This window comes from Streptomyces sp. NBC_00704 (assembly GCF_036226605.1).
In the GTDB taxonomy this organism is placed as follows: Bacteria; Actinomycetota; Actinomycetes; order Streptomycetales; family Streptomycetaceae; genus Streptomyces.
Genome location: NZ_CP109000.1, coordinates 7,922,405 through 7,947,440 on the forward strand (window position 1 = coordinate 7,922,405; position 25,036 = coordinate 7,947,440).

22 protein-coding genes and 2 pseudogenes are annotated in these 25,036 nt (G+C 69.6%); 11 read left to right on the forward strand and 13 right to left on the reverse strand.

The features are described 5' to 3' along the window. Positions 1-57: 57 nt before the first annotated feature. Together OG802_RS34550 and OG802_RS34555 are read right to left on the reverse strand one after the other, a co-directional pair. Positions 58-540, reverse strand: coding sequence for a hypothetical protein (locus OG802_RS34550; RefSeq protein WP_329416799.1), 483 nt, complete (start codon positions 538-540; stop codon positions 58-60). Continuing rightward, positions 537-2,321, reverse strand: a complete 1,785-nt coding sequence (locus tag OG802_RS34555) for a glycoside hydrolase family 15 protein (RefSeq protein ID WP_329416800.1) — start codon at positions 2,319-2,321, stop codon at positions 537-539. Before OG802_RS34555 ends, OG802_RS34550 begins: the two co-directional genes overlap by 4 nt. A 702-nt stretch (positions 2,322-3,023) precedes the next feature. On the opposite strand from OG802_RS34555, the gene OG802_RS34560 reads away from it, so the two are divergent. The 4 genes and pseudogenes from OG802_RS34560 to OG802_RS34570 all read left to right on the forward strand — a co-directional run bounded on the left by OG802_RS34560 (position 3,024) and on the right by OG802_RS34570 (position 5,444). Next, the gene (locus OG802_RS34560; RefSeq protein ID WP_329416801.1) at positions 3,024-3,362 is read left to right on the forward strand and encodes an imidazole glycerol phosphate synthase subunit HisH; all 339 of its coding nucleotides are present in this window, start codon (positions 3,024-3,026) and stop codon (positions 3,360-3,362) included. Continuing rightward, positions 3,350-3,520 (forward strand): annotated as a pseudogene (locus OG802_RS36070) (imidazole glycerol phosphate synthase subunit HisF); the annotation flags it as partial. The gene OG802_RS34560 and the pseudogene OG802_RS36070, both read left to right, overlap by 13 nt. A gap of 70 nt (positions 3,521-3,590) precedes the next feature. Further along, complete coding sequence (locus OG802_RS34565) at positions 3,591-4,037, forward strand: HisA/HisF-related TIM barrel protein (protein ID WP_329416802.1); 447 nt, start codon at positions 3,591-3,593, stop codon at positions 4,035-4,037. A 273-nt stretch (positions 4,038-4,310) separates the two neighbouring features. Then, positions 4,311-5,444 (forward strand): helix-turn-helix domain-containing protein, encoded by a 1,134-nt coding sequence (locus OG802_RS34570; protein WP_443055422.1) that lies wholly within the window; start codon positions 4,311-4,313, stop codon positions 5,442-5,444. 68 nt (positions 5,445-5,512) lie between these two features. Here the strand turns inward: OG802_RS34570 and OG802_RS34575 are convergent, their stop codons facing one another. The 4 genes from OG802_RS34575 to OG802_RS34590 form a co-directional block, all read right to left on the reverse strand. Continuing rightward, on the reverse strand, positions 5,513-6,292 hold the full coding sequence (locus tag OG802_RS34575) for a D-Ala-D-Ala carboxypeptidase family metallohydrolase (protein WP_329416804.1): 780 nt from the start codon (positions 6,290-6,292) through the stop codon (positions 5,513-5,515). Positions 6,293-6,362: 70 nt separating this feature from the next. Beyond that, positions 6,363-6,776 (reverse strand): hypothetical protein, encoded by a 414-nt coding sequence (locus OG802_RS34580; protein WP_329416805.1) that lies wholly within the window; start codon positions 6,774-6,776, stop codon positions 6,363-6,365. A gap of 32 nt (positions 6,777-6,808) precedes the next feature. Next, complete coding sequence (locus tag OG802_RS34585) at positions 6,809-7,201, reverse strand: hypothetical protein (protein ID WP_329416806.1); 393 nt, start codon at positions 7,199-7,201, stop codon at positions 6,809-6,811. A gap of 38 nt (positions 7,202-7,239) precedes the next feature. Then, the gene (locus OG802_RS34590; protein WP_329416807.1) at positions 7,240-8,580 is read right to left on the reverse strand and encodes a GH25 family lysozyme; all 1,341 of its coding nucleotides are present in this window, start codon (positions 8,578-8,580) and stop codon (positions 7,240-7,242) included. Between the two features lie 421 nt (positions 8,581-9,001). Here OG802_RS34590 and OG802_RS34595 point away from each other — a divergent pair, with 421 nt between their 5' ends. After that, on the forward strand, positions 9,002-9,436 hold the full coding sequence (locus tag OG802_RS34595) for a hypothetical protein (protein WP_329416809.1): 435 nt from the start codon (positions 9,002-9,004) through the stop codon (positions 9,434-9,436). Positions 9,437-9,467: 31 nt separating this feature from the next. Here OG802_RS34595 and narI read toward each other — a convergent pair whose 3' ends face one another. The 6 genes from narI to OG802_RS34625 all read right to left on the reverse strand — a co-directional run bounded on the left by narI (position 9,468) and on the right by OG802_RS34625 (position 18,316). Then, entirely contained in the window at positions 9,468-10,238 is a 771-nt protein-coding gene (gene narI, locus OG802_RS34600) for a respiratory nitrate reductase subunit gamma (RefSeq protein ID WP_329416810.1), read from the reverse strand. Beyond that, entirely contained in the window at positions 10,235-10,921 is a 687-nt protein-coding gene (gene narJ / locus OG802_RS34605; protein ID WP_329416811.1) for a nitrate reductase molybdenum cofactor assembly chaperone, read from the reverse strand. Before narJ ends, narI begins: the two co-directional genes overlap by 4 nt. Then, entirely contained in the window at positions 10,918-12,618 is a 1,701-nt protein-coding gene (narH, locus tag OG802_RS34610) for a nitrate reductase subunit beta (protein ID WP_329416812.1), read from the reverse strand. Before narH ends, narJ begins: the two co-directional genes overlap by 4 nt. Before the next feature lies 1 nt (position 12,619). Continuing rightward, positions 12,620-16,348 (reverse strand): nitrate reductase subunit alpha, encoded by a 3,729-nt coding sequence (locus tag OG802_RS34615; protein ID WP_329416813.1) that lies wholly within the window; start codon positions 16,346-16,348, stop codon positions 12,620-12,622. Positions 16,349-16,563: 215 nt separating this feature from the next. Then, positions 16,564-17,037, reverse strand: coding sequence for a hemerythrin domain-containing protein (locus OG802_RS34620; RefSeq protein ID WP_329416814.1), 474 nt, complete (start codon positions 17,035-17,037; stop codon positions 16,564-16,566). Positions 17,038-17,065: 28 nt separating this feature from the next. Next, a complete protein-coding gene (locus OG802_RS34625) occupies positions 17,066-18,316 on the reverse strand; it encodes a nitrate/nitrite transporter (protein WP_329417634.1) in 1,251 nt (416 codons plus the stop codon). A 315-nt stretch (positions 18,317-18,631) separates the two neighbouring features. Between OG802_RS34625 and OG802_RS34630 the strand changes: the two genes are divergently transcribed. Further along, positions 18,632-19,051: a pyridoxamine 5'-phosphate oxidase family protein gene (locus OG802_RS34630; protein WP_329416815.1), complete on the forward strand. Its 420-nt coding sequence runs from the start codon at positions 18,632-18,634 to the stop codon at positions 19,049-19,051. Between the two features lie 121 nt (positions 19,052-19,172). Here OG802_RS34630 and OG802_RS34635 read toward each other — a convergent pair whose 3' ends face one another. Beyond that, positions 19,173-19,634 carry a nuclear transport factor 2 family protein gene (locus OG802_RS34635; protein ID WP_329416816.1) on the reverse strand — a complete coding sequence of 154 codons (462 nt, stop codon included), beginning with the start codon at positions 19,632-19,634 and terminating at the stop codon, positions 19,173-19,175. A gap of 109 nt (positions 19,635-19,743) precedes the next feature. On the opposite strand from OG802_RS34635, the gene OG802_RS34640 reads away from it, so the two are divergent. From OG802_RS34640 to OG802_RS34660, 5 genes and pseudogenes are all read left to right on the forward strand, one after another. Then, positions 19,744-20,634: an IS982 family transposase gene (locus tag OG802_RS34640; RefSeq protein WP_443055424.1), complete on the forward strand. Its 891-nt coding sequence runs from the start codon at positions 19,744-19,746 to the stop codon at positions 20,632-20,634. A gap of 76 nt (positions 20,635-20,710) precedes the next feature. Next, entirely contained in the window at positions 20,711-21,895 is a 1,185-nt protein-coding gene (locus tag OG802_RS34645) for an IS701 family transposase (protein ID WP_329416819.1), read from the forward strand. 663 nt (positions 21,896-22,558) lie between these two features. Continuing rightward, the gene (locus OG802_RS34650; protein ID WP_329416820.1) at positions 22,559-23,359 is read left to right on the forward strand and encodes an IS5 family transposase; all 801 of its coding nucleotides are present in this window, start codon (positions 22,559-22,561) and stop codon (positions 23,357-23,359) included. Positions 23,360-23,416: 57 nt separating this feature from the next. Continuing rightward, on the forward strand, positions 23,417-23,767 hold the full coding sequence (locus tag OG802_RS34655) for a hypothetical protein (protein ID WP_329416821.1): 351 nt from the start codon (positions 23,417-23,419) through the stop codon (positions 23,765-23,767). A gap of 25 nt (positions 23,768-23,792) precedes the next feature. Next, positions 23,793-25,035 (forward strand): annotated as a pseudogene (locus OG802_RS34660) (IS3 family transposase). Position 25,036 lies beyond the last annotated feature (1 nt).

Here is a 25,036-nt window from a genome sequence, read left to right on the forward strand (position 1 = left end):
GTCGTGCTCGCTGGAAACGTCACCAGCAGGCCCACAGGGGGGCACGGTCACGGGTTCTCAGCCTGACCATGTGAGGAACCCTCCGACGATGGTGCCGTAAGCGAGGTGTGCGGTGAGCGTGACGGCGGGTGTGCCGGGCCCGTAGTTGAGCATGAGGAATCCGGGAGGTTCGAGCAGCGCGACATGGGGGGCGCTGGTTTCGGGTTGGCCCATGCGCGGGTGGACGAGCGGCAGCAGGATGTTGACGAGTGCGGTGGTGGCGAACAGGCCGTGGACGAGGCCGAAGACGCATCCCAGCCACCAACTGCTGTAGTCGATGGCGACGAAGACGGCGTAGTACAGCAGGGCGAAGATCAGACCGTTGATGAAGTGTGCGCCGTAGCCGAGGGCCTTGGCGCGGGTCCGGTCACTGGTGAAGGCGGTCCCGAGGAGGAACGGCAGATCGATTCGGGTGAGGCTGAAGGCGTTGGCCGCGCGCAGGCCGGTGGTCAGGACCAGGGTGCCGACAAGCCCGCCCGCCAGTGCGGCCCAGATGCTCATCGTGTGGCCTGGCCGATCGCGCAGGCGGCGCTGATCAGGGCGAGGTGGGACAGACCTTGGGGCAGATTGCCGAGGAAGTCGCCGGTGGTGGGGTCGATCTCCTCGCTGTAGAGGCCGACGTCGTTGGCGAGGAGCACGAGCTGATCCATGAGGCGGGTGGCTTCGTCGGCGCGGCCGGTCAGCGCGAGGGCTTCGGCGAGCCAGAAGGAGCAGGCGAGGAAGGCGCCCTCGCTGCCGTGCACTCCGTCGGTGGCGAGGTAGCGGTTGAGATACGGGCCGTCCTGCAATGACTGCTGGATCGCGGCGACGGTGCCGCGCATGCGGGGGTCGTCGGGCGACCCATAATCGTGGAGCAGCCCGAGCAGGAGGCCGGCGTCCAGGTCGTCGCTGTCGGCGGAACGCACGTAACTGTTCAGCCGCGGGCTGAAGCAGCGGTCGTCGATGAACTCGGTGATGGCCTGCCGCTCGCGCCGCCAGACAGGTGCGTGCCGGTCGGGGATCAGCCGCCGCTGGGCGAGGTCGAGGGCGCGGTCGAGGGCGACCCAGCACATCATCTTGGACTGGGTGAAGTGCTCGGGATCGCTGCGGACCTCCCAGATGCCCGTGTCGGGCTGGTGCCAGACAGTGCTGACGAAGTCGGCGGTCTGAGCCAGCCGGCGGGCGATGTCGGCGTCCAGCCGGTGACCCCCTGTGGCATAGAGCCACGCGGTCTGCACCAGTTCCCCGTAGGTGTCCAGTTGGAGCTGATCGGCGGCGGCGTTGCCGATGCGTACGGGCGTCGAGCCGCGGTAGCCCGCCAGGGGAAGGGTCTTCTCGGGTGCGCGGGCGCCGCCGTCGAGTCGGTACAGGACGTGCAGGCGGGGGTGGGTGAGCTGGGAGGCGTGCATCAGCCACCAGAAGTAGCCGGTCGCTTCCGGTGCGCAGCCCAGCTTGAGGAAGGCGTTCAGGGTGAAGGCGGAGTCGCGGATCCAGCTGAAGCGGTAGTCCCAGTTGCGTTGCCCACCGAGTTCCTCGGGCAGGGAGCAGGTCGCCGCGGCGGCGACCGCGCCGGAGGGGGCGAAGACCAGCAGCTTGAGAGCGAGGGCACTGCGCAGCACCGCCTCGTACCAGGGCCCCGTGTAGGTGCGGCTGTCGGTCCATTGCCTCCAGGCGGCGGCCGTGTGGTCCAGCCGGGCCTCGCAGTCGGCGCGCGTCGGGAGCACCAGCGGTTCCCGGTGTGCGTACGGCAGCGCGAGCAGGGACCGGGTGCCCGCATCAGCACGGAAGCGGGATGCGACGGCCTCGGAGGTGGGCTGGGGCTCTCCCGCGTTCCAGGCACAGATCCCGACCGCCTCAGGACCGAAGGTGACGACGGGAACTCCTGCGCGGCGGGTCAGCCGGGGGGCGTGCGCGCCGTAGCCGAAGCGCGGCTGGACACTCCACCGCATGGGGACGCTGCCCGCCAGGCCCTCGATCCGCCGGACCAGCTCCCGGCCAGGCGCCAGGGAGCGGTGGCCGGGAATGGTCAGTGCGTCGGTCACCCGAACCGTGCCGCCTGCGGTGGTGAACGTCGTCTCCAGCACGTTGGTGCCAGGCAGGTAACGGCGGGAGGTCGTGTAGGGCCCCTCCGGCCGCAGGACGAACCGTCCTCCCTGAACGTGGTCGAGCACGGCGGCGAACAGGGTCGGCGAGTCGAGGTCCGGCCAGGCCAGCCAGTCCACCGAGCCGTCCCGGGAGACGAGCGCGACGCAGCGGCCGTCCCCGATCACCGCGTAGTTGCGCAGTTCCGTGTACCCGTCCACGCGTGCCGGTCGGCCAGCCGAGACGTCGCTCAGATCTGGCAGGTCCGGCTGCCGGCTCCCGGGCATATCCGGTGCCGAGGATGGAGAACCCGAACTGGACGGTGTAGGTGTCACCTGAGGGCGCCCTTTTCGCTAATCCGCTGCCTCCTGGTCGAGGAGGAGGCCGGCCAGGGGTGCGGAGTCGGTGGAACGGCCGGCCGACAACTCCCGCCGCTCAGTGGCCGGGCTACGCCGCTCACGCCACGTGGGAGCCACGATGCAGGTGGATCAGTTCGGCGTTCTGCACCGCAGTGCCGTGCCGACCCCAGCTATGTTCAGGGCGATGGCAAGGTTGAGCCAGAACTGCTGTCCATTGGCCGCACAGACGGCGAAACCCACCAGCATGCCGGTGTAGCAGGCGATGGGGAGACCGACGGGCATCGGGTGAATGGGTGGCCTCCGACGGTGATCTTGCTGTTCATGGCACCTCCAGGCCGGTTGGTCCCTGCTACGCCTTTCCAGGCTCTCCCTCGATGTACAGGAGCGCCAACGGGGCCCGCCTGGTGTCGGATCAGCCGGGACGACGATGACCTGTCTGTGCGAAGCCGGATGGCCCGAGGCGCTTCACGCCCGGGTTATCGAAGGCAGGCAGCACCCCCCGTTCCTGGGCATCTGTGTGGGCCTGCAAGTCCTCTTCGAGACCAGCGAAGAACAGGACGCGACATGCCTGGGCCGGCTACCCGGGACCGTACGGCCTTCAATGGCGCCGACGTGCGGGTGCCGCAGATGGGCTGGAACCAGGTACACCGCACCTCGGCGCATCCCTTCCTGGCCGGCCTGCCGGAAGCGGGTCACTTCTACTTCGTGAACAGCTATTACGCCGACCCCGCAGACAGCAGGAAGGGCGCGGCGACCACGGAGTACGGCCTGCCGTTCACCTCTGCCGTCACGCACGGCAACATGATGGCCACGCAGTTCCACACCGAGAAGTCCGGCCCGCTGGGGCTGGGCCTCATCGAGCGGTTCGCCAGGACCCCGCAGGAGGAGCTGTGCCCGGCCTGAACGCCGCGACGGGGTTGACCACCCGGCTCGTCGCCTGCTTCGACATCATCGACGGCCGGGTCACCAAGGCCCGCCGTTTCGAGAACAACATCGACGTCGGCGACGCAGCCGAGGTCGCCGCGTCGGTGTACGCGGACGGCATCGACGAGATCATCTTCTACGACATCCTCGCCAGCGCACAGCGCCGCCAGGCGGACCTGGCCACGATCCGCAAGGTCGCCCGAGACGGTGCTCCTGCCGCTGACGGTGGGCGGCGGGATTTGGTCGCTGGAGGACATGCACGCGGTGCTGGCCGCCGGTGCGGAGAAGATCAGCCTGGACTCGATGGCGGTGCGCAACCCCTCGATCATCACCGAGGGGGCGGCCGAGTTCGGCCGCCAGTGCATCGTGCAGTCCATGCAGGTCAAGCGCGTCTCGGTCACGGCCGAGACCCCCAGCGGGTACGAGGTGTTCATCGACGGTGCCAGGCAGGCCACCGGCATGGACGCCATCGCGTGGGCGCGCCGGGGCGAGGAACTCGGCGCGGGGCAGATCTGCGTCAACTCCATCGACCAGGACGGCACGCACGAGGGTTACGACCTGGAGATCACCTGCCACGCCCTCGTGGAAGATCTGGACCAGGGGCGCGGTCGAGCGGACATCGACGCGCCGGCCGATCAGCTTCCAGGGCACTGAGTGGAGGGTGGTGCCTGTGGGTCGAGACTTCCCCCAACGGCACGGGAGCCTCGTGCGTTGAGGGCGCCGATCCCTTCACCCAGTGGCCACGCTGAAAGAGGTCACTGCTTCAAATGGCGTCGAGGGAAAGGCTGATGGCGATCGTATTGCATGGGCGAAAGGGCGCACGCGCTGCGGCGTGCGGTGTAGCTTCTACCCGTCAGTAGGGGCCTGAGCAAGGGTGGAAGTGTGGTTGCCTCTCCGCATACCGATAAATTCGCCGCCTGTCTTCGCATGCTGAAGGAGCGCAGCGGCCGGGGGTACGACCGCCTCGGCAAGGAGGCGGGCGTCAGTGGTTCCAGTCTGCATCGGTACTGCTCGGGGGTCGGTGTTCCGACGGACTACCGGGTCGTGCACTCCTTCGCCAAGGTGTGCGGTGCCAGTGCGGAGGAGCTCCGCGAACTCCACCGGCTCTGGGCACTGGCGGACACCGACCGGGACGTAGTCACCGGGACCGTCAAGGAGAGCCCCGCGGCGGAACGCGAGGCCGCAGCGGAGACGGTGACACGATCGGACGCCGACGCGAGCCGGGAGGCCGGCCTGGCGGCAACCACGGCTGAGGCCGGGGCTTCGGAGCCCGGCTCCAGGCACGGCGTACCGCCCGTGGCGGCGGACGCGGGGACGGACGCGGGGGCGGACGACGTCGTCCCGCTGGAGATAGAGCTCGGTACGGCGGGGCGGCCCGGACGGTCCCGGATGCCCGAGAAAGTATCCCCCCGTTTCGCGGTGCTGGCGGCCGTGGTCGCGGTGCTGCTGGTGGCCGGTTTCGTGTGGCTGCCCGGCGGTCGTTCCGCCGACGGGTCACCGGCGGCGGACGACGGGCTGCTGTACTCCTCCGCGTGCAGATCGGTGAGCATGGGCCAGCACGACGAGTGCGTGCGCGAGGTCCAGAGCCTGCTGGTGGCGGCGAAGGGCCGGCTCGCCGTCGACGGGGACTTCGGGCCGGAGACCCTGCGCAGGCTGACCGCCTTCCAGGTGCTGGCGGGCCTGCCGGCCAACAATGTGGTCGACGAGGACACCAAGAAGGCGCTCTACGCCCGGACGGTGAGCATGTCGACCTGGTCGCCGGTCAGAGTGGCGGAGCGGATCCGTCAGGTGTTCACCGAGGATCCCGCGTCCGCAGTGGCCGTCGCCCGCTGCGCGTCCTTCCTGGACCCGTTGTGGGTCCTGCCCAACACCAACGGCAGCCGCAACTGGGGCGTCTTCCAGATCTCCGACGGCCGCCTGCGCGAGCTCGGCGGCACCCCGCTGCGGGCGTTCGACCCGGAGTGGAACATCAAGGCGGCCCACCGCCTGTGGAGTGCGCAGCACGACTTCCACGACTGGCCCTCCTGCGAGGCGGCGCTGAAGGACACGCCCAAGGCCTGAGGCGCGAAGCCCCGGGTACCGCCGCCGCGGTACCCGGGGTGCACGGTCGCGGCCGGGCCGTGACCGCGTCAGATCGTGCCGCTCTCCCACCACCAGTCGCGGCCCAGGTCGGCCCGGCTGTCGACGTGCTGGTGGTCGACGGTGTACCGCTCCAGGCCGGAGAACCCGCAGGTCTCCGCCTTCTGGTAGACCGTCTTGGTGGCGACGCCGGGCACGTCGAGGTCGGCCGCCGTGCCGTACAGGTGCATGCTGTCGCTGGCCCCTCCGATGTCGGCGTTGTGCGCGATGCTGCGAAAGCCCGAGTTGACCGTGATCGGCTTGTCCCCGAGCTTCTTGCGCAGCGCCTCCAGCTTGTACATGCAGCGGCGGGCGTTCTCCTTGGTCTGCGCAGCGCTCAGCTTGCCGCCGTTGAAGGTGCCGCTCGACTGGTCCACGAACTCGCTCCAGTTGAAGTGGGCCGTGGAGCCGTCCGACTGCTCGAGCGCGTTGAGCTTCGCCTGGGTGTTGGGGCCCGCGACCCCGTCGTCGTCGAGGCCGTACGCGGCCTGGAAGCGCTTGACGGCCGCGAGCGTGCCGGGGCCGAAGTCGCCGTCGAGGCCGACCCGGGTGTGGCTCGCACTGCCGGCTGCCCAGCCGGAGACCCGGATCTGCAGCTCGAGCACGTCGGCGCCGCTGTCGCCCTGCTTCATGGTGCGCGACCACGAATAGGCCTGCGCGGTACCGGAGAGCAGCAGCGGGCCCAACGCCAGGCCGGCGCCGACGGCCAGCGTGCCCCGCAGCATGCTGCGGCGGTCGAGCGGGTGGCCGGCGGCGGAGCGCCCGCCGGCGGAACGGAAGAGGAAGGTCATCGTCGTCCTTTCGGAACGGTCGGAACGGTCGGAACGGTCGGAACGGTGGCGCGAGAAGTGCGGAGGGAGATCAGTAGGCGAGCTGGAAGTTCACGTTCTGCGCGTCGGTGTCGTAGGGGCCGACGCGCAGGACGAAGCGGGTGCCGTCCTTGACGTCGGTGGCGACCGTCGCCCACGGGGTGCCGTGCAGGGAGTACGTGTTGTCGTGGTTGCACTTGTCGGTGTGTTCGACGAACACCACGCAGGCGTAGAGGAATCCGCCGTCGTCCGTGGTGAGCCGCATGTTGATGTCACCGCACCGCGAGGACGTGGTGAACGGCCCGTAGTCTCTGGGGCCCACCTGGTAGCGGTAGTTGAGGTTCTTCGCGCCGCCGTAGCAGCTGGTCGCCGCGGCCGAGGACTGTGCGGCGGCGGGCGCGGCACCCGCTGCCAGCAGTGCGGCCACGGTGACGAGAGCCGAGGCGAGCGCCCGGGTCTTGAGCATGGTGGTCTCCGTTCGGTGAAGTGGGCGGGAGGTCAGAAGGCGATCTGGAAGGTGGCGGAACTGCCCTCCAGGTCGACGCCGTTGGGCACGGTGAACTTCGTTCCGTTCAGGACGTCGGTGGCGATGGTCGTCCAGCTCCGGCCGATCTTGGTCCAGTAGTTGCAGCCGCTGGCCCTCGCGAACTGCACGCAGGCCCAGCCGAAGTCGGCGTCGCCGCCCGTCATCCGCATGTTGATGTCCGTGCAGCGGCTCGTGGTCACGTAGGGGCCGAAGTCGCGGACCTCCCCGTAGTGGACCGTGACCGCTCCGCCGTAGCAGCTCGTGGCGGTGGCGGTGGCGGTGGCGGCCGAGGCGGGCGCCGGGGCGGTGAAGCCCAGGACGGCGAGCAGGGCGACGAGGGCCGCGCGGGAGAGGCGGTCGGTCATGGTGTTCCTCCTCGGTACGGTGATGGCCACGGCCGGGATCACCGGTTGGCCAGGCGGTCGAGGTCGGCCTGGGTGCCGTTGAACACGTCCCCGGTCGCCGGCGCCCGCAGGCCGGGGAAGAGCGCGGCGTCCGTGTACTGCCACATCGCCCAGGTCGTCGAGCCGTTCGGCAGCGGAGGCTGGGTGATCGACTGGCGGTAGTCCGCGAGCTGAAGCGGATACCGGGCGAAGGCGGTGGTCGACCCCATGCAGTCGTCCAGGAAGGACTTCTGGGTGTAGATCATCGGGACGCGGCCGAAGGCGTTCTCGACCCGGTCCAGCCAGGCCTTGGCGTCGGCCACCGTGCCGTAGGTGGGACAGCGCCCGCTGCCGTCGTCCATGCGCTCCAGGTCGAAGATGGGAGGCAGGTCGCCCGCGCGCTTGCCGGTGTAGCCGGTCGCCCGCACGGCGGCGATGAACCGGTCGGCCTGCGCGGCACCCGTGTCGGCTGCCGAGCCCGTGTAGAAGTGGTACGGCGCGACGGCCAGCCCCGCCGTCCGGGCCGCCGCCAGGTCGGTGGCGAGGTACTCGTCGGTGACGTTCATGCCCCGGGTGGCCTTGACCGTCGCGAACTCGACGCCCGAAGCACGGACGGCCTTCCAGTCGATCGGCGCACCGCCCGGGTGCTGGTACTTGGCCGTGTCCAGCCCGTCGATCGAGTGCCCGGCCGGGCGGGGCGGGGTGCAGTACGTGTTACGGCTGGACCAGTCGACCAGCGTCGCCCACGTGTTCGGGCCCACCGTGCCGTCGGCGCTGAGGTTGGCGCAGTGCTGAAGCTCGATGACCCGGTCCTCGGTGCCGCCGCCGAAGTCGCCGTCGATCGTCAGCGGGGGATAGTGGTACGGCTCCATGGCGAGGTTGAGCCGGCACTGCACCTCCTTGACCTCGTCGCTCTTCGCCCCCTTCTTCAGGGTCGGGCGCGAGTCGGTGTGGCCGCACACGGTCGCCTGCGCCGGGCCCGCCGTGCCCTGGGTCGCGCAGGTGTGCGGCTGGGCGGCCCAGCTGTGGAGCGCCGCCCAGGTGTTCGGGCCGAGCACGCCGTCCGCGCTCAGCCCGGCGCACCGCTGGAACTCCCTGACGCGCGTCTCCGTCGCCGTACCGAACGTGCCGTCGGCCGAGATCGGCGCGTACCGGCTCGGCTTCGTCGCGAGGTCGAGCTCGCACTGCGCCTCTACCGTCGCGTCCCCCGTCGATCCCTGTTGCAGCGTGGGCTGTGCGCTCGTGTGCCCGCAGACCGCGGTGGCCGCGGCCTGTGCCGCCTGCATGGCCGTTTGCCCGTACAGGGGCAGGACCGCTGCCACGGCGAGGGTCAGACCCCGCAGAAGCGTCCTCTTTCCCATCTGGTGTTCCCCCTCTTGCTGGTGAGTCGCCAGGAGCCCTCCCGGCCCGAGTGATGCTGGCAGCGGACGTCCCGTCGTGGTCGCCGCCTGCCGAGATCGGGACGCCGGGACGCCGACACGGCTGTGACCTGCGAGGACGGACCGGCGCTGGGACGGGCTCGGGACACGGACACCGGGGCGGGCCCCGCGGCCGGGGGAGGCGGCGACCGAACGGGACGTACGCAGACGCCCGTTGGGGAGCCGGGAGAGACCGGGGCGGGTCAAAGGGGCGATCGTTGCCCTGCCTTGGGCGTATGGTGCTGCATCACCACATTGACGGTCCGTGGCGCGTGAGGGGCCAAGAACAGGCGGCGCCGCCCGGCGCCCCGGCAGCAGGCCATCGAGGCGCTGCGTCAGCAGGTCCCCGCGTGCGTTCAACGCCGTGCAGCGCCCGCAAGACGAAGTACCCCTGCCGGTACTGCGCTCAGCGCGCTTCGACGCGGTGCTGCGGCGGATCACCGAGTCTGCCGTCACCCTGGTGGACGCCCAGGACGAGGCGGTGCTGCGCACGCTCGCGGCCGCGGCCGGTGTTGCGATCGACAACGCCCGACTGTACGAGGACAGCCGACGCCGGGAGCGGTGGCTGGCGGCGAGCAGCGAACTGACGCGCAGCCTGCTGTCGGGCACCGACCCCGAACAGGTCCTGCACCGGGTCGCCGCCACGGTCAGGATGCTGTCCGGCGCCGATCTGGTGACGCCGGCGGTGCCCTTCGACGGCGGCGAGCTGGTGATCGAAGCCGCTGACGGCGAAGGCGCCGAGCAGGTGCACGGACATGGGCGTCAGCCGCCGCCGGGCAACCCTCAGGCCGCTCCGTGAGGCTGATCGCCGCAGGACGTGTGTCGGCCGCTCATGAACCCGTACGTTCCCAGCCCCGATGCGGGGCCCGGGCGCCGAGTTGGGTGTCGCGGCTGCGGTAGACGATGTAGGGGCGGGTGAGGTAGCCGAGCGGTGCGGTGAGCATGTGGACGAGGCGGGTGAAGGGCCAGGCCGCGAACAGCAGCTGGGCGCTGATCGCGTGCAGTTGGAAGAGCACCGGGGCTTCGGTCATCAGGCCGGGGTCGGGCTGGAGGTAGAAGATGGAGCGGAACCAGGGGGAGATGGTTTCGCGGTAGTCGTAGCCGCCGCCGACGACGTTCGCGGCCACCGTGGCGGCCAGGCCCAGCCCGATGGTCACGGTCAGGGAGACGTACATGGCCTTGTCGTTGCGGGTGGTGGCGGAGAAGACCGGGCCGACGGTGCGGCGGCGGTAGATCAGGATGGCCAGGCCGCCGAGCGTGGCGACGCCGGCGATGGTGCCGAGGACGACCGCGCCGATGTGGTACGTGTGCTCGCTGATCCCGACCGCCTCGGTCCAGCTCTTGGGGATGACCAGGCCGCCGATGTGGCCGAGGAGCACGACGAGGATGCCGAAGTGGAACAGCGGGCTGCCGATGCGCAGCAGGCGCCGCTCGTAGAGCTGGGAGGAGCGGGTGGTCCAGCCGAACTTGTCGTAGCGGTAGCGCCAGATGTGGCCGAGGACGAACACCGCGAGGCAGACGTAGGGAAGGGCGACCCAGAGCAGGATGGCGCCGGTGCCTGCCTCCGCCGCCAGGGTGAGGGGCTGCGGGGGTGCGGTCATCGGGGACCTCCTACGACGGGGTCGGGCAGGAACACGGGGGCTGACCCGGGTGATGGCATGGGGGGCGCGTACGGGTCGAGGCCGACCTGTTCCTCGGGCGGGCCCTGTGCGGCCAGGCGCATGACGGCCTCACGGTCGTCGCCGGCCAGAGCGGGCAGGGTGGCGGAGACGGAGTCCAGGATGTGGGCCCAGGGCGAGCCGTCGTCGTTCAGGGCGAGCCGCAGGAGTTCCAGGCCGGCCCGGTGTTCGGTGAGCAGGCCCGCTCCCGTCGCCGGGTCGGTCGCGGCGAACTCGAGAACCACGGCGAGGTGGTCGGGCAGTTCGTCGTCCCCCAGGCGCCATCCGGCCGCGGTGTAGGTCTGCTTCAGCCGCAGCAGGCCGAGGCCGCGCTTGCGGGTGTCGCCGTGTGCGTAGTACGTCAGGTAGAGGCAGCAGCGTTTGCGGTGGTCGAAGGTGGCCACGTAGGCGGCGGCCAGGTCGGCGGGGTCGGTCTGCTGCGCGTGTGCGGTGAAACGGAGCAGGGGGCGGGCGACCGGTTCCGGCAGGGCGGCGGCGGCCCGTCCGGCCAGGGCCAGGTACTGCTCGAACCGCTCGTCGGGGTAGGCGAGCAGCAAGGACTGTGCCTGCCAGGCGTCGGCGTGCCATGGCCGGATGCGGGTGGTGCGGGTGGTCTTCCGTTTCATGGCTTCGGTTCCACCTGCCCGTCGCGGTTCGCACCGGTGCCGTCGCCAGCCGGCCTGTCCGGGAACAGGCCGGGTGGGGAGCTCTTGCCGTCCCAGTTGAGGAGGTTGACCCGGGTGGCCTTGTCGGTGGGGGTGGCCGGGGTGTCGGCGGTCTGCCGGTCGCGCAGGGCGTGGAAGTTCTCCACCGCGATCGGCGCGGCGCCGCCGGAGGTCTCCCCGAAGGGGCCGGAGCCGCCCATGCCCGGGCCGCCCTCGTAGTCGAGGCTGCACTCGGTGGCGAGTTCTTCGAGCTTGTGGGCCTGTTCGGCGTGGGCGGGAGGGATGACGTACCGCTCGTCGTACTTGGCCAGTGCCAGCAGCCGGTACATGTCGTACACCTGCTCCCCGGTCATCCCGACCGCCTCGGGGATGTCGTCGTTCGGTTCGCGGCCGAGGTTGATGTCGCGCATGTACGCCCGCATTGCCGCCAGGCGGCGAAGCACCGCGTCCACCGGTGCCGGGTCGCCCGCGGTGAACAGCTGGGCGAGGTAGTCGACGGGGATGCGCAGGGCGTCGACGGCGGCGAAGAGGGTGCGGTGGTTCTCGGCGTCCTGTCCGGTGTCGCGGACGGCGTCGACCACCGGGGACAGCGGCGGGATGTACCAGACCATGGGCATCGTCCGGTACTCCGGGTGCAGCGGCAGGGCGACCTTGAAGGTGTTGATCAGGGCGTGGATCGGGGAGCGCTGGGCGGCCTCGATCCAGTCCCGGGGGATGCCCGCCTTCTCTGCCTGGCGAACGACCTCCGGATCGTTGGGGTCGAGGAAGACGCCTCGCTGGGCTTCGTAGAGGTCCGTGTCGTCGGGTGTGGAGGCGGCTTCCAGGACGCGGTCGGCGTCGTAGAGGACCAGGCCGATGTAGCGTAGCCGGCCGACACAGGTCTCGGAGCAGACGGTGGGCAGGCCGACCTCGACGCGCGGGAAGCAGAAGGTGCACTTCTCGGCTTTGCCGGTGCGGTGGTTGAAGTAGATCTTCTTGTACGGGCAGCCCGTGACGCACATGCGCCAGCCGCGGCAGCGGTCCTGGTCGACCAGGACGATGCCGTCCTCCTCCCGCTTGTAGATGGCGCCGGAGGGGCAGGAGGCCGCGCAGGACGGGTTGAGGCAGTGCTCGCAGATCCGCGGCAGGTAGAACATGAAGGTCTGCTCGAACTCGAACTTGATCTTCTCGGAGACCTGGTTCAGCAGGACGTCCTGCTCGCTGGTCGCTGCCGAGCCGCCGAGGTCGTCGTCCCAGTTCGCCGACCAGGAGATCTTCATGTCCTTGCCGGAGATCAGGGACTTGGGGCGGGCGACCGGGGTGTGTTCCTGCAGCGGGGCGTTGGTGAGGGTCTCGTAGTCGTAGGTCCAGGGCTCGTAGTAGTCGTCGAGGGAGGGCAGGACCGGGTTGGAGAAGATCTGGATCAGCTTCTTGAACCGGCCGCCGGCCTTCAGCGCGAGGTTGCCCTTCTTGTTCAGCTCCCAGCCGCCGCGCCATTTCTCCTGGTCCTCGTAGCGGCGGGGGTAGCCCTGGCCGGGGCGGGTCTCGACGTTGTTGAACCACACGTACTCGACGCCGGTGCGGTTGGTCCACGCCTGTTTGCAGGTGACCGAGCAGGTGTGGCAGCCGATGCACTTGTCGAGGTTCATCACCATCGCCATCTGGGCCATCACACGCATGTCAGTACTCCACGTCCTGGTTGGTGCGGCGGCGGATGACGGTGACCTCGTCGCGCTGGTTGCCGGTGGGGCCGAGGTAGTTGAAGGCGTATGTCAGCTGGGCGTAGCCGCCGATGAGGTGGCTGGGTTTGATCAGCAGGCGGGTCAGGGAGTTGTGGATGCCGCCTCGCCGGCCGGTGGTCTCGGTGCGGGGCACGTCGATGAGGCGGTCCTGGGCGTGGTGCATGTAGACGGTGCCCTCGGGCATGCGGTGCGAGACGATGGCGCGGGCGGCGACCACGCCGTTGCGGTTGACCGCCTCGACCCAGTCGTTGTCCTTGACGCCGACCTTGGCCGCGTCCTGGGTGCTCATCCAGATGGTCGGGCCGCCCCGGGACAGGGAGAGCATGAAGAGGTTGTCCTGGTACTCGGAGTGGATGGACCACTTGTTGTGCGGGGTCAGGTAGCGCACGGTCACGCCGAGTTCGCCCGTCTCGCCGATGCGGGGCTCGTCGAAGAGCGCGTGCATGTTCAATGGTGGTCGGTAGACGGGCAGTTGTTCGCCGAGTGCGGTCATCCAGTCGTGGTCGAGGTAGAAGTGCTGGCGGCCGGTGAGGGTGTGCCAGGGCTTGAGGCGCTCGACGTTGATGGTGAACGGGGAGTAGCGGCGTCCTCCGGTCTCGGAGCCGGACCATTCCGGGGAGGTGATGACCGGTACGGGGGCGGCTTGGGTGTCGGCGAAGGTGATCTGCTTGCCCTCGTGCTCGGCGGCCAGGTCCGCGAGCCGTGTGCCGGTGCGGGCTTCGAGGGTGTGGAAGCCCTGGGTGGCGAGGTGGCCGTTGGTGGTGCCGGACAGGGCGAGGATCGCCTCGCAGGCGTGTGTGTCGCGGGCGATCGAGGGCCGCCCGTCGGCCGTGCCGCCGCGCACGGTGCCGTTCTTGTGCCGCAGGTACTCCAGCTCGCGCTCGACCTTGAAGGTGACGCCCTTGGTGGTGGCGCCCAGGGTGTCGAGCAGGGGGCCGAGGGCGGCCATCTTGTCGGCGACGGCGCCGTAGTCGCGTTCCACCGTCACCAGTTTCGGCATCGTGCGGCCGGGGACCGGCTCACACTCGCCCGCCTTCCAGTCGAGCACCCGGCCGTGCGGGTTGGCCATCTCGTCGGGGGTGTCGTGCAGCAGCGCGGCGGCGACCACGTCCTTGCGGACGCCCAGGTGATCGGCGGCCTGGCGGCTGAACTCCTTGGCGATCGTGTGGAAGGCGTCCCAGTCGGTTCGGGTCTGCCAGGGCGGGGCGATGGCCGGGTTGAAGGCGTGCACGAAGGGGTGCATGTCGGTGCTGGACAGGTCGTGCTTCTCGTACCAGGTGGCGGCGGGCAGGACGATGTCGGAGAAGACGGTCGTGCTGGTCATGCGGAAGTCCAGGGTGAGCAGCAGGTCGAGCTTGCCCTCGGGGGCTTCCTCCCGCCACACCACGTCTCGGGGGCGGGCCTCCGGCGGCGCCTCGGTGGCCCGCACTGAGTGGTCGGTGCCGAGGAGGTGCTTGAGGAAGTACTCGTTGCCCTTGGCCGAGGAGCCCAGCAGATTGGCCCGCCAGATGGTCAGCACGCGCGGGAAGTTCTCGGGGGCGTCGGGGTCCTCGCCCGCGAACCGCAGCCGCCCCGCCTTCAGTTCGTCCACGACGTGCTCGGCGACCGGCCGGCCGGCGGCTTCGGCCTCGTCGGTCAGATCGAGGGGGTTGCGGTCGAAGGTCGGATACGACGGCATCCAGCCCATCCGCGCCGACTGCGCGATGACATCCGCCGTGGTTTTCCCGGCGAACGGGCCGCCCGTGCCCGGGCCGGCCGCGGCGAGGGTGTCGGCGGAGAACGGGTCGTAGCGGAACTGGTCGGCGTGCAGGTACCAGTAGGCGGTCTGGATCATCTGCCGGGCCGGCCGGTTCCAGTCCGCGGCGGTCGCGATCGCCGAGTAGCCGGTGATCGGGCGGACCTTCTCCTGACCGACGTAGTGCGCCCAGCCGCCGCCGTTGACGCCCTGGCAGCCGGTCAACGTCGTCAAGGTCAGAAACGCGCGGTAGATGGTGTCGGAGTGGAACCAGTGGTTGGTGCCCGCCCCCATGATGATCATCGAACGGCCGCCGGACTCCTCGGCGTTGGCCGCGAACTCCCGCGCGATCCGCGCCGCCTTCCCGGCCTCCACTCCGGTGATCGCCGCCTGCCAGGCCGGGGTGTACGGCTCCTCCGCGTCCTCGTACGAGGTCGGCCACCGGCCGGGCAGGCCGTCGCGGACCACCCCGTACTGGGCGAGCAGGAGGTCGTACACCGTGGTCACCAGCCGCCCGGCGACCCGCTGGACCGGGACCCCGCGCCGCAGTAGCGCCGCGCTGCCGTCGGGGGCGTCGAAGCGGGCCAGGTCGACGGCGACCGGCGCCTCCTCGCCGCCCTCGGCGGACAGCAACGGCTGGATGCCGCCGAGGTCGAGGTTCCACTTGCCGGCGCCCGCCTCGCCGTAACGGTCGCCGAGCGTTCCGTTGGGCACCACCGGCCGGCCGGTGGCCGCGTCCAGCAACACGGTGCGGAACTCCGCGTGCTCGGCCTCGGCGTGTTCGCCGCCCAGATCGGCGGCGGTCAGGAACTTGCCCGGCGTGAAGGTGCCCGGCTCGCCCTCAGCCTCGTCGAGGGCGACCAGGAAGGGCAGGTCCGTGTACTTCGTGACGTAGGCGGTGAACTGCGGCGTGGTCCGGTCTACGAAGAACTCCTTGAGGATCACGTGTCCCATGGCCATGGCGAGGGCCCCGTCGGTGCCGGGCTGGGCGGCGAGCCATTCGTCGGCGAACTTCACGTTGTCCGCGTAGTCCGGGGACACGGCGACGACCTTCTGGCCGCGGTAGCGGGCCTCGGCCATCCAGTGCGCGTCCGGGGTGCGGGTGACCGGCAGGTTGGAACCCCACATGATCAGGTAGCCGGCGTCCCACCAGTCGCCCGACTCCGGAACGTCGGTCTGGTCGCCGAAGACCTGCGGGGAGGCGACCGGCAGGTCGGCGTACCAGTCGTAGAACGACAGCATCGCCCCGCCGAGCAGCGAGTAGAAACGGGCCCCGGCCGCGTGCGAGACCATCGACATCGCCGGGATCGGCGAGAACCCGGCCAGCCGGTCCGGGCCGTACTCCTTGATGGTGTGCACGTGCGCGGCGGCCACCATCTCCACCGCCTCGTCCCAGCTCGCCCGCACCAGGCCGCCCTTGCCGCGTGCCCGCTTGTAGCGGCGGGCACGCTCGGGGGCGGAGACGATGTCCGCCCAGGCCGCCACCGGATCCCCGAGGCGTGCCTTGGCCTCCCGGTACATCTGCAGCAGCACGCCGCGCACGTACGGGTACCGCACCCGGGTCGGCGAGTAGGTGTACCAGGAGAAGGCCGCCCCGCGCGGACAGCCGCGCGGCTCGTACTCCGGGCTGTCCGGGCCGACCGAGGGGTAGTCGGTCTGCTGGGCCTCCCAGGTGATGATGCCGTCCTTGACGTACACCTTCCACGAGCACGAGCCGGTGCAGTTCACGCCGTGCGTGGAGCGCACCACCTTGTCGTGCGACCAGCGGTCCCGGTAGAACTCGTCCGCCTGCCGGCCGCCCTTGCGGTGCAGGGTGCGCAGATCCTCCGAGACCTCCGCCCGGGTGAAGAACCGGCGGCTGCGCACCAGCGCCTCCGCCAGATCGCCGTCCAGGCCCGCCCGTGTCTTGTCCCGGCTGGTCTCCGTGCTCACCGTGCCACTCCGCTCCGGGCGACGTGAGCCCGTTCGAGTCGTGATCAAGTCCGGTCACAGACGACTTTATGAGCGCCGTCCCCCGAAAGGTCAACCGTCACACCACAATCAGGCGAAACGCGGCTGACGGAGATCGTCTGCGCGCCGAAGCGGCTCCCCGTCTTCGAGCACCATGCATGGGCGGGCTGGCGGCTGGTCCGCCCCGCCGAGAGCGGTCAGGCGGCAGGCCGGGACAGGGCGCTGCCCGCTTCGGCGCGCACCGCCTCGACGGCTTCCCACTGCTCGGTCGACAGGGTCGCCAGCGAGGCGGGGAAGACGCCGTCCTGCTCCTTGAGGATGTGATCACGCAGCAGGGCGAGCACCTCCAGCAGCCGGTCGGGCCAGGCGGGATCCGCCGGTATGCCGTGAGCGGCCTCGGCCAGCACCGCCTCGATGCGACGGTGTTCGGCCTCCAGCGTGGCGATGTGGTCGGGGAACTCCTGGGCCATCGCGGGGAACAGCCCGTGCTCCTCCACCTGGGTGTGCGGGACCAGGACGGTGGTGATGCGGCGGGCGAGTTCGGCCATGCCGGTGAGGTCGCCGTCGCGCCGGGCGTCGCGCACGTGGCTGACGAGGGTGACGACCTCGTCGTGTTCGCGGGTCAGCTCGTCGATCGTCGCCACGGACTGACAGCCGCAGTATTCGCACATCGGAGGACTCCGGCTTCTCTGCGTCGGTTCAGCTTGAGTGGACGGTGGGCGGCGTGCGGCGGGTGAGTGCGTGCCGCACGCCGGTCTCGGTGAAGGCCAGCGCCGCCGCCGCGACAGCGGCCAGCAGGATGAGGCCGATCCCGTAGGAGCCGTAGGCGCCGTACAGCGAGCCCATCACCAGCGGCGGCACGAAGCCGCCCAGGCCGCCCGCGGCGCCGACGATGCCGGTGACCGAACCGACCTTGTTCGCCGGAGCCAGCAGCGCCACCAGCGCGAACACCGCACCGCTGCCCGCGCCCAGCGCGGCGGCCATGGCCAGGAAGGCGATCGTGCCCACCGGCGCCAGGGCCGGGGTGAAGGACTGCGCGAGCGCCCCGGCCAGCACCACCGCGAGCGTGCCGGCCAGCACCCGCACCGGCCCGATGCGGTCCGACAGCCAGCCACCCACCGGCCGCATGGCCACCGCGAGCAGCACGAAGCCGGCCATCCGGTTGGCCGCGTCGGCCTGGGGCAGGGCGTAGCCGGTCTTGAGGTAGGTAGGCAGGTAGACGGAGAAGGCGACGTAGCCGCCGAAGGCCACCGCGTACAGAACGGACGCCTGCCACGTGACGCCCAGGCGCAGGGTGGCGGCCAAACGCCGCCCCAGCGGCTCGGTCGGCACGGTGCGGCCCGGGGCGTCCCGCAGCACCAGCGCGGCCACGACCGCGTATGCCGCAAGGAAGCCCGCGGTGATCAGGAAGGGCGTCGACATGCTGTTCGCATCGACCAGCTTCACCGTGGTCAGGGCACTGATCGCGGTGCCGCCCATCCCCATGCCGAAGACGCCGATGGCCAGACCCCGCCGCTCGGGCGGGAACCATGCGCTCACAAAGGGCACGCCCACGGCGAAGGCGGTACCGCCGATACCCAGGAAGAACCCGCCGGCCAGCAACGCGGCGAGCGAGGAATGGCCGGCCAGCCCCAGATAAAGCACCGGAGCGATGGTGACCGCCGAGACGATCGGGAACATCACACGCCCGCCGAACCGGTCCGTCAGCGCGCCGACCGGGATACGGCCCACGGAACCGACGACGACCGGCACAGCCACCAGCAGCGACTGCTGGAAAGAGGTCAGGTCCAGGGTGTCCTTGAAACGAGGGCCGAGCGGGCTGAGCAGCGCCCAGGCCCAGAAGTTGACGGCGAACCCGACAGTGGCCAGGGCCAGCATCAGCCAGGCCCGGCCGGATACCGGCGCACCCGAGGCCGTCCTGCTGCTCTCCGTCGTCGAAGACTGGACCATGCTGTCCGTCCCTTCCCTCTTGCTCATGTCGTTCTGCGGCATGGGCCGCAGAGGAATCCCCGGGACCTTGCCTGCGGACCGGCGGTTCCTCAGCCACTGTCGGCTGTGGGGCACCTGGGCGGCATGGGCCAAGGGTCCCTGCCGCCGGGCTGACGGTCCCCACTCCGATCCGGCCGGCCCTCCTCCACTGCCCCTTGTCCTGGATTGCTCGCACGACTCCTTCCATACGGCGGCTGCGGCCTCTGCCGCCGGGATGACGAAAGTAGGGCCGACCGGCCCTATCCGGTGCCAAGCCGCCGCGCTGAGGATGGTGAGATGCTCGAGAACGACGCCTTTCGCATTCTCGACCGGCGGGAATGCCTTCGCCTGCTGGCCAAGGTGCCGGTCGGCCGGGTCGTGTACACGCGGCAGGCGCTGCCCGCGGTCCTCCCGGTCAACTTCTCCCTGGACGAGGATGCCTCCGTCCTGCTGTACACCTCGGCCGGCTCCGACCTCGTACGCGCCATCGACGGCGTCGTCGTCGCCTTCGAGGCGGACGAGTTCACTGCGGCGACCCGGTCCGGCTGGAGCGTGGTGGTCACCGGCCGAGCCGGCGTGGTGACCGACCCCGCCGAGCACGACCGGCTCTCGCAGAACGGCCCGCGTTCCTGGATGCACGTGCGGGACGGAGTCTTCCTGCGCATCGAGTCCGAGTTGGTCACCGGACGCGAAATCGGGGCGCGCACCATGCGATGAGCTTTACCCCGGCGCGGGCGTTGGTGATGCGTATCCGGTCGGCAGGGTGCCTGCTGACCGGACACCGTCATACGGAGGCAGCGGTCCGTCCGCCTAGGCGAATGAGTCCGATGTCAGAGGCTCAGGAGCGGTTGCTGAGGCTGGCGGCCACGGCGGTCAGTCGATCCATCGCGTGAGCCACGCCGAGCCCGTCCATGTAGTCGCGGACATGCACGATTTGGCTGTTCCGGATCCGGATCACGAGGAGGCCGGGAAAGTTGAAGGACTGGCCGGTCGTGGTCACGATCCCGGAGACGATCTGCTCGACGACGATCACCTCCGGGTCGGTGTTCTCATGCACGACGACTTCGCGGATCTCCTGCGGCTGCGCCGGGCTTGCACCCCAGGCCGCTCGATAGCCCGCGCGGACCTCTTCGCGTCCCTGGTAGTGCTCAGGCATGCCGGGGAAGAGGAAAGGAAACTCGTGCACGGCATCGACGGCGTACAGATCGGCCAGGTCGTCCGCGGATTTGTCGAGCATTGCCTGCTGATAGCGGGCCAAGACCTCACGAGGGCCGAGGTTGGCCGAGGTTGTCTCCGGCATGGCTGTTGGACTCCGTTCAGTCAACGTGTGGACGACATTCGCGCGCTGGGCCAGAACTTCAGGACTTTGGGCCTGCTGACCGGACGAGGGCCCCCAAGATCCGGTTGTGATGCCCGACTTGGAGACCCTCTTGACCGCACTCTATGTGAAGATCGACGACGAGATCGGAGGAATGCGATGGATGGGACGCCCGCCCCTTCTCAGCGACTCCGAACTCGTCTGCCTGGCGGTGGCCCAGGCACTGCTCGGCCACCGCTCCGAGGCGCGGTGGCTACGCTTCGCCCATAAGCGCCTGTCCGGCCTGTTCCCCTATCTGCCCCAGCAATCCGGGTACAACAAGCGCCTGCGGGCGGCTCTGCCACTGGTCAAGCGCATGATTCGGGAGCTGGCCATGGACAGCGACTTCTGGACGGACACGGTATGGATCACCGATTCCACCCCGGTGCCGTGCGGCATGTCCCGCCCGACCGTCCAGCGCTCGAACCTGGCGGGCTGGGCCAGCTACGGCTACTGCGCCTCCCACTCCCGGTTCTTCTGGGGGCTGCGCTTGTACCTGGTCTGCACGTCGACCGGCATGCCGATCCTGTGGGCGCTGGCCAACCCGGAGATCGGTGAGCGCGAGGTCTTGGCCGCGATGCTCGAAGTCGACGCCGAACTGATCGCCCAGCGCGAGGGCATCCTGCTCATCTCGGACAAGGGCTTCGCCTCGAAGGTGTTCGAGAAGGACCTCGCCGAACTCGGCGTCGAGCTGCTGCGACCGTCCTTCAAACGGGAGAAGAAGCGCTACGGCGAGCCGATGCTCAAGAAGGTCCGCCAGCTGATCGAGTCGGTCAACGACACCCTCAAAGGGCAGCTCGACCTGGAACAACACGGCGGGCGGACCTTCGAGGGCGTCGCGATCCGGGTCGCCCAGCGCGTCCTCGCGTTGGCCGCCGGCATCTGGCACAACAACAAGATCGGTGCACCTGTCACCCGCTCGCTAATCGCGTATGACCACTGATCACATCGGACTCATTCGTCTAGTACTGCAACGGTGTCTACCGTGACTGCTGGCCAGGTTCGTCGTTGTTGTGGTTATGGGTGGGGACCTTGCTGATGTGCGGGTGTGGGCGCGTGAATTGGATGCGGTGCACGGGCGGTTCGTGCACCGGTTCAGCCGGTCGGAGCCGCGGGAGTCGGCGCTGGCCTATATGCGGGGCCTGATCGCTCCTTTGCAGCGCAAGAACGGTTGGACGCTGGCCGAGGAAGCGGGCCATGGCGGGCCGGACCGTATCCAGCGGATGCTGAACCGGATCGAGTGGGACGCCGACGAAGTCCTCGCCGACGTGCGCCGCTACGTGGTCGACAACCTCGGTGACCGCGAGGCGGTGCTCATCGTCGACGACACCGGCTTTTTGAAGAAGGGCATCCGCTCGGCAGGAGTGCAGCGGCAGTATTCCGGCACCGCGGGCCGCACCGAGAACTGCCAGATCGGGGTGTTCCTCGCCTACGCCACCGGTCGAGGGCGCACGTTGATCGACCGGCGGCTGTATCTGCCCACGTCGTGGACGGATGACCATGAGCGATGCCGGCGGGCGGGTATCGATGACAGTGTCGCCTTCGAGACGAAGGTGGCGATGGCCAAGGCGATGGTCCGCAAGGCCATCGCCGACAAGATCCCGTTCGGCTGGGTCACGGCCGATGCCGCCTACGGGTACAGCAAGGGCTGGCGGTTTGAGCTGGAGCAGGCAGATGTCTTCCACGTCATGGCCACCACCCGGCACGACACCGTCGTCACCCGCTGGTCCATCGACCACCCCGTCCACGACCTGTTTCCCGCACTGCCACGGCAGAAGTGGAAACGCCGCTCCTGCGGTGAAGGAGCCCACGGCCGGCGGATCTACGACTGGGCCCGCGTCGAAGTGCGCCCCTGGCACCGCGAGGACCGCCGGCACTGGGTTCTCGCCCGCCGCAGCGTCACCCGGCCCGAGGAGATCTCCTACTACATCGCCTATTGCCCCGCCGACACCACCCTGGACGAGCTGATCCGCGTCGCGGGCAGCCGATGGGCGGTCGAGGAATGCTTCCAGACGGCGAAGCAGGAGTGCGGCCTGGACGACTACCAGGTCCGCCGCTACCCGGGCTGGCACCGCCACATGACCCTGGCCATGGCCGCCCACGCCTGCCTCGCCGTCCTGCGAGCCCGTCAACTGGACACGGAGAAAGCAGAAACGGATCCTCCCAGCTCATCCACCTCAGCCTCGCCGAGATCCGACGCCTGATCACCCGCCTCACCAACCGCCGCCCCACCCCGGTCGGCCACATCCTGCACTGGTCGACATGGCGCCGCAGACGCCAGCACCAAGCCCGCATCAGTCACTACAAACGACGCGGACACAGCCCCTGAAAACTGCCCAGCACTCAGAACAAACACCGTTGCAGTACTAGGCTGCCGGATGGGGTCGGGGCGCGCGATGCGGTGCGGCGTGCACAGCCGCGCGCGGCGTGCGGGCGCCCTCGGGGCCGTAGTTGAACCGGATCAGCATCTGCGGGCAGCGCCGCTGCCGCCCTCGTCTGGCGGCCCTACCGGATCCTGGGGCTGTCCACTGCGTCCTGCTGCTTCTGGCCTCCTTCATCGTCATCTACCGCTGACCGCTCAGTCTCGATCTCGCCCAAGGCTTCGTCGACGGGACCACTCCCTCTGCGCCAGCTCCCTGGAGCACGCTTCAGGAGACGTGGCCGGCAGTTGCTCCGGGAGAGCGCAAGATGGCAGGCATGAGCCTGTGGCCCTCGGAGTACGGGTGCTCATGCCCGGCCCGGCCGTCCTGGTGGACAGTGACGGTCGGGCCGGGCGTACGGCAACGGAGAGGCAGTTGCCGATGAGAGGCGGACAGTATGAGGGCCTTAGACGTCGTCTCATTTGGCGTGTTCGATAGTCTGCGGTCGTGGACATCGTGGAGCGTCTGGTGCCGGATGAGTTGTGGGAGTTGTTCGCGCGGGTGGTGCCACCGGCCCCGACACGGCCTCAAGGTGGTGGCCGACGGCGGTATGGAGATCGCGAGGTGCTGGCCGCGATTGTGTTCGTGGCCACGTCAGGGTGCACGTGGAAGCAGTTGCCGCCATCCTTCGGCCCGTCGGGGCCGACCGCGCACCGCCGGTTCAGCGAATGGAGCCGGGCCCGGGTCTGGGCCAAGCTGCACCGCCTGGTGCTGGACGAACTCGGCGCGCGGGGACCTGGACTGGTCGAGGTGCGCGATCGACTCGGTGAACATGCGGGCCCTGAAAGGGGGGACCTGACAGGTCCGAATCCTGTCGATCGGGGGAAGAAAGGCTCGAAGATCCACCTGATCACCGAGCGGACTGGTCTGCCCCTCTCCGTCGGCATATCGGGCGCCAACCTCCACGACAGCCAGGCCCTGCAGCCCCTGGTCCGCGGGATCCCGCCGATCCGCTCCCGCCGCGGCCCACGCCGACGCAAGCCCGCCAAGCTGCACGCCGACAAGGGCTACGACTACGACCACCTGCGTCGATGGCTGCGCAAGCGCGGTATCACGCACCGCATCGCACGCAAGGGCATCGAGTCTTCCACACGGCTGGGCCGTCACCGCTGGACGATCGAGCGCACCATGGCCTGGCTCGCCGGCTGCCGTCGGCTCCACCGCCGCTACGAACGCAAAGCCGAACACTTCCTGGCCTTCACCGCTATCGCCTGCACCCTCATTTGCTACCGCCGACTCGCCAAATGAGACGACGTCTTAGCGCGGCGTGCCGCCGGCTCGAAGAGCGTGTGGGGATCATGGGCGGTGGTCGTCCTGTTGGCCGTCTCGGGCTGTTCCACGACCCCAGACCGTGCCGTCAGCGACAAGCAGCTGCGCAAGCTCGGCCAGAGCGGCCAAGCGGTGCAGGGCCGGGAGCGGGTGGAGCGACGGCTTCGGGGCGTGGCGCAGGCGTACGCCGACCGAACACCGCTGTCGCCCGGCTTGGTCGTGGTGCACGACGTGTGCGTGCCGGGGTCAGGACCGGGCTGGTTCTTCCAGCAGAAGACCGACGACTGCAAGGTCGTCTGCTCAATGAACATCACTGCCTACTATGGCACCGACGCCAGACGGGGCCTCCCCCTGAGTGGTGGACACGCTGATACTGGATCTGCTTGATCCGGAGGAAGCGAGAAGACCGCCGATGGCGATGAAGGACTACTCGGACGAGTTCAAGGCCGATGCCGTGGCCCTGTACGAGTCCACACCCGGGGCAACGTACAAGAGCATCGCCGCCGATCTGGGCGTCAACCGGGCCACCCTGCGGGAGTGGGTGCTGCGGGACCGCGAACGCCGCGGCGTCACCGCCACGGCTGAAAAGCCGACCGTCCAGGCGGGGGCGGCGGTGCCGTCCGACGCTCCGGACGAGCGGATTCGGCAGTTGGAGGCGAGGGTGGCAGAGCTCGAGGCGAGCGAGCGGAAGCTGGCGACCGAGCGGGACATCCTCCGCAAGGCGGCCAAGTATTTCGCCGGGGAGACGAACTGGTGATGAGCCGCTTCCAGTTCGTTGACGACCACCGGGACACCTACGAGGTGAAGCGGCTCTGCCAGGTCCTGGGGGTGAACCGGTCCAGCTACTACAAGTGGCTCGCCAGCGCCGAGGCCCGGGCCGCCCGGCAGCACAAGGACCGGGTCCTGGCCGAGGAGATCCGCGCGGTCCACGGCGAGTCCGGCGGCGCCTATGGCTCCCCGCGAGTGACCGCCGAGCTCCGCGGGAAAGGGCGGCGGGTCAACGAGAAACGGGTCGCCCGGATCATGCGGACGTTCTCCATCACCGGCATCCGTCTGCGCAGACGCGTGCGCACCACCGTCCCGGACCCGGCAGCCCATCCGGTTCCGGACCTGTTCCAGCGGGACTTCACCGCCACCGAGCCGGGGCGGAAGTACATGGGCGACATCACGTATCTCCCGCTCGCAAGCGGGGAGTTCCTCTATCTCGCGACCGTGCTGGACTGCTTCAGCCGCAAGGTCGTCGGCTGGTCCATCGCCGACCACATGCGCACCGACATGGTCGCCGACGCACTGCGGATGGCAGCCTCGACCCGCGGCGGCCTGGAGGGCGCCGTGTTCCACTCCGACCAATTGAACTCGCCCAGTACGGATCCCGGGCCTTCGCCAGCCTCTGTGACCAGTTCGGGGTCACCCGGTCGATGGGCGCAGTCGGCACCAGTGCCGACAACGCGGCCTGCGAAAGCTTCCACGCGTCCCTGAAACGCGAGACCCTTCAGGGCGCCCACGACTACGGCGACCCCGGCACCTGCCGCAGGACCGTCTTCGCCTGGCTGACCCGCTACAACACCCGCCGTCGACACTCCGCCAACGGCCACCTCAGCCCCAACGAATACGAACGCCGACACCACACCGCTAAACTCACGCTCGCCGCGTGAT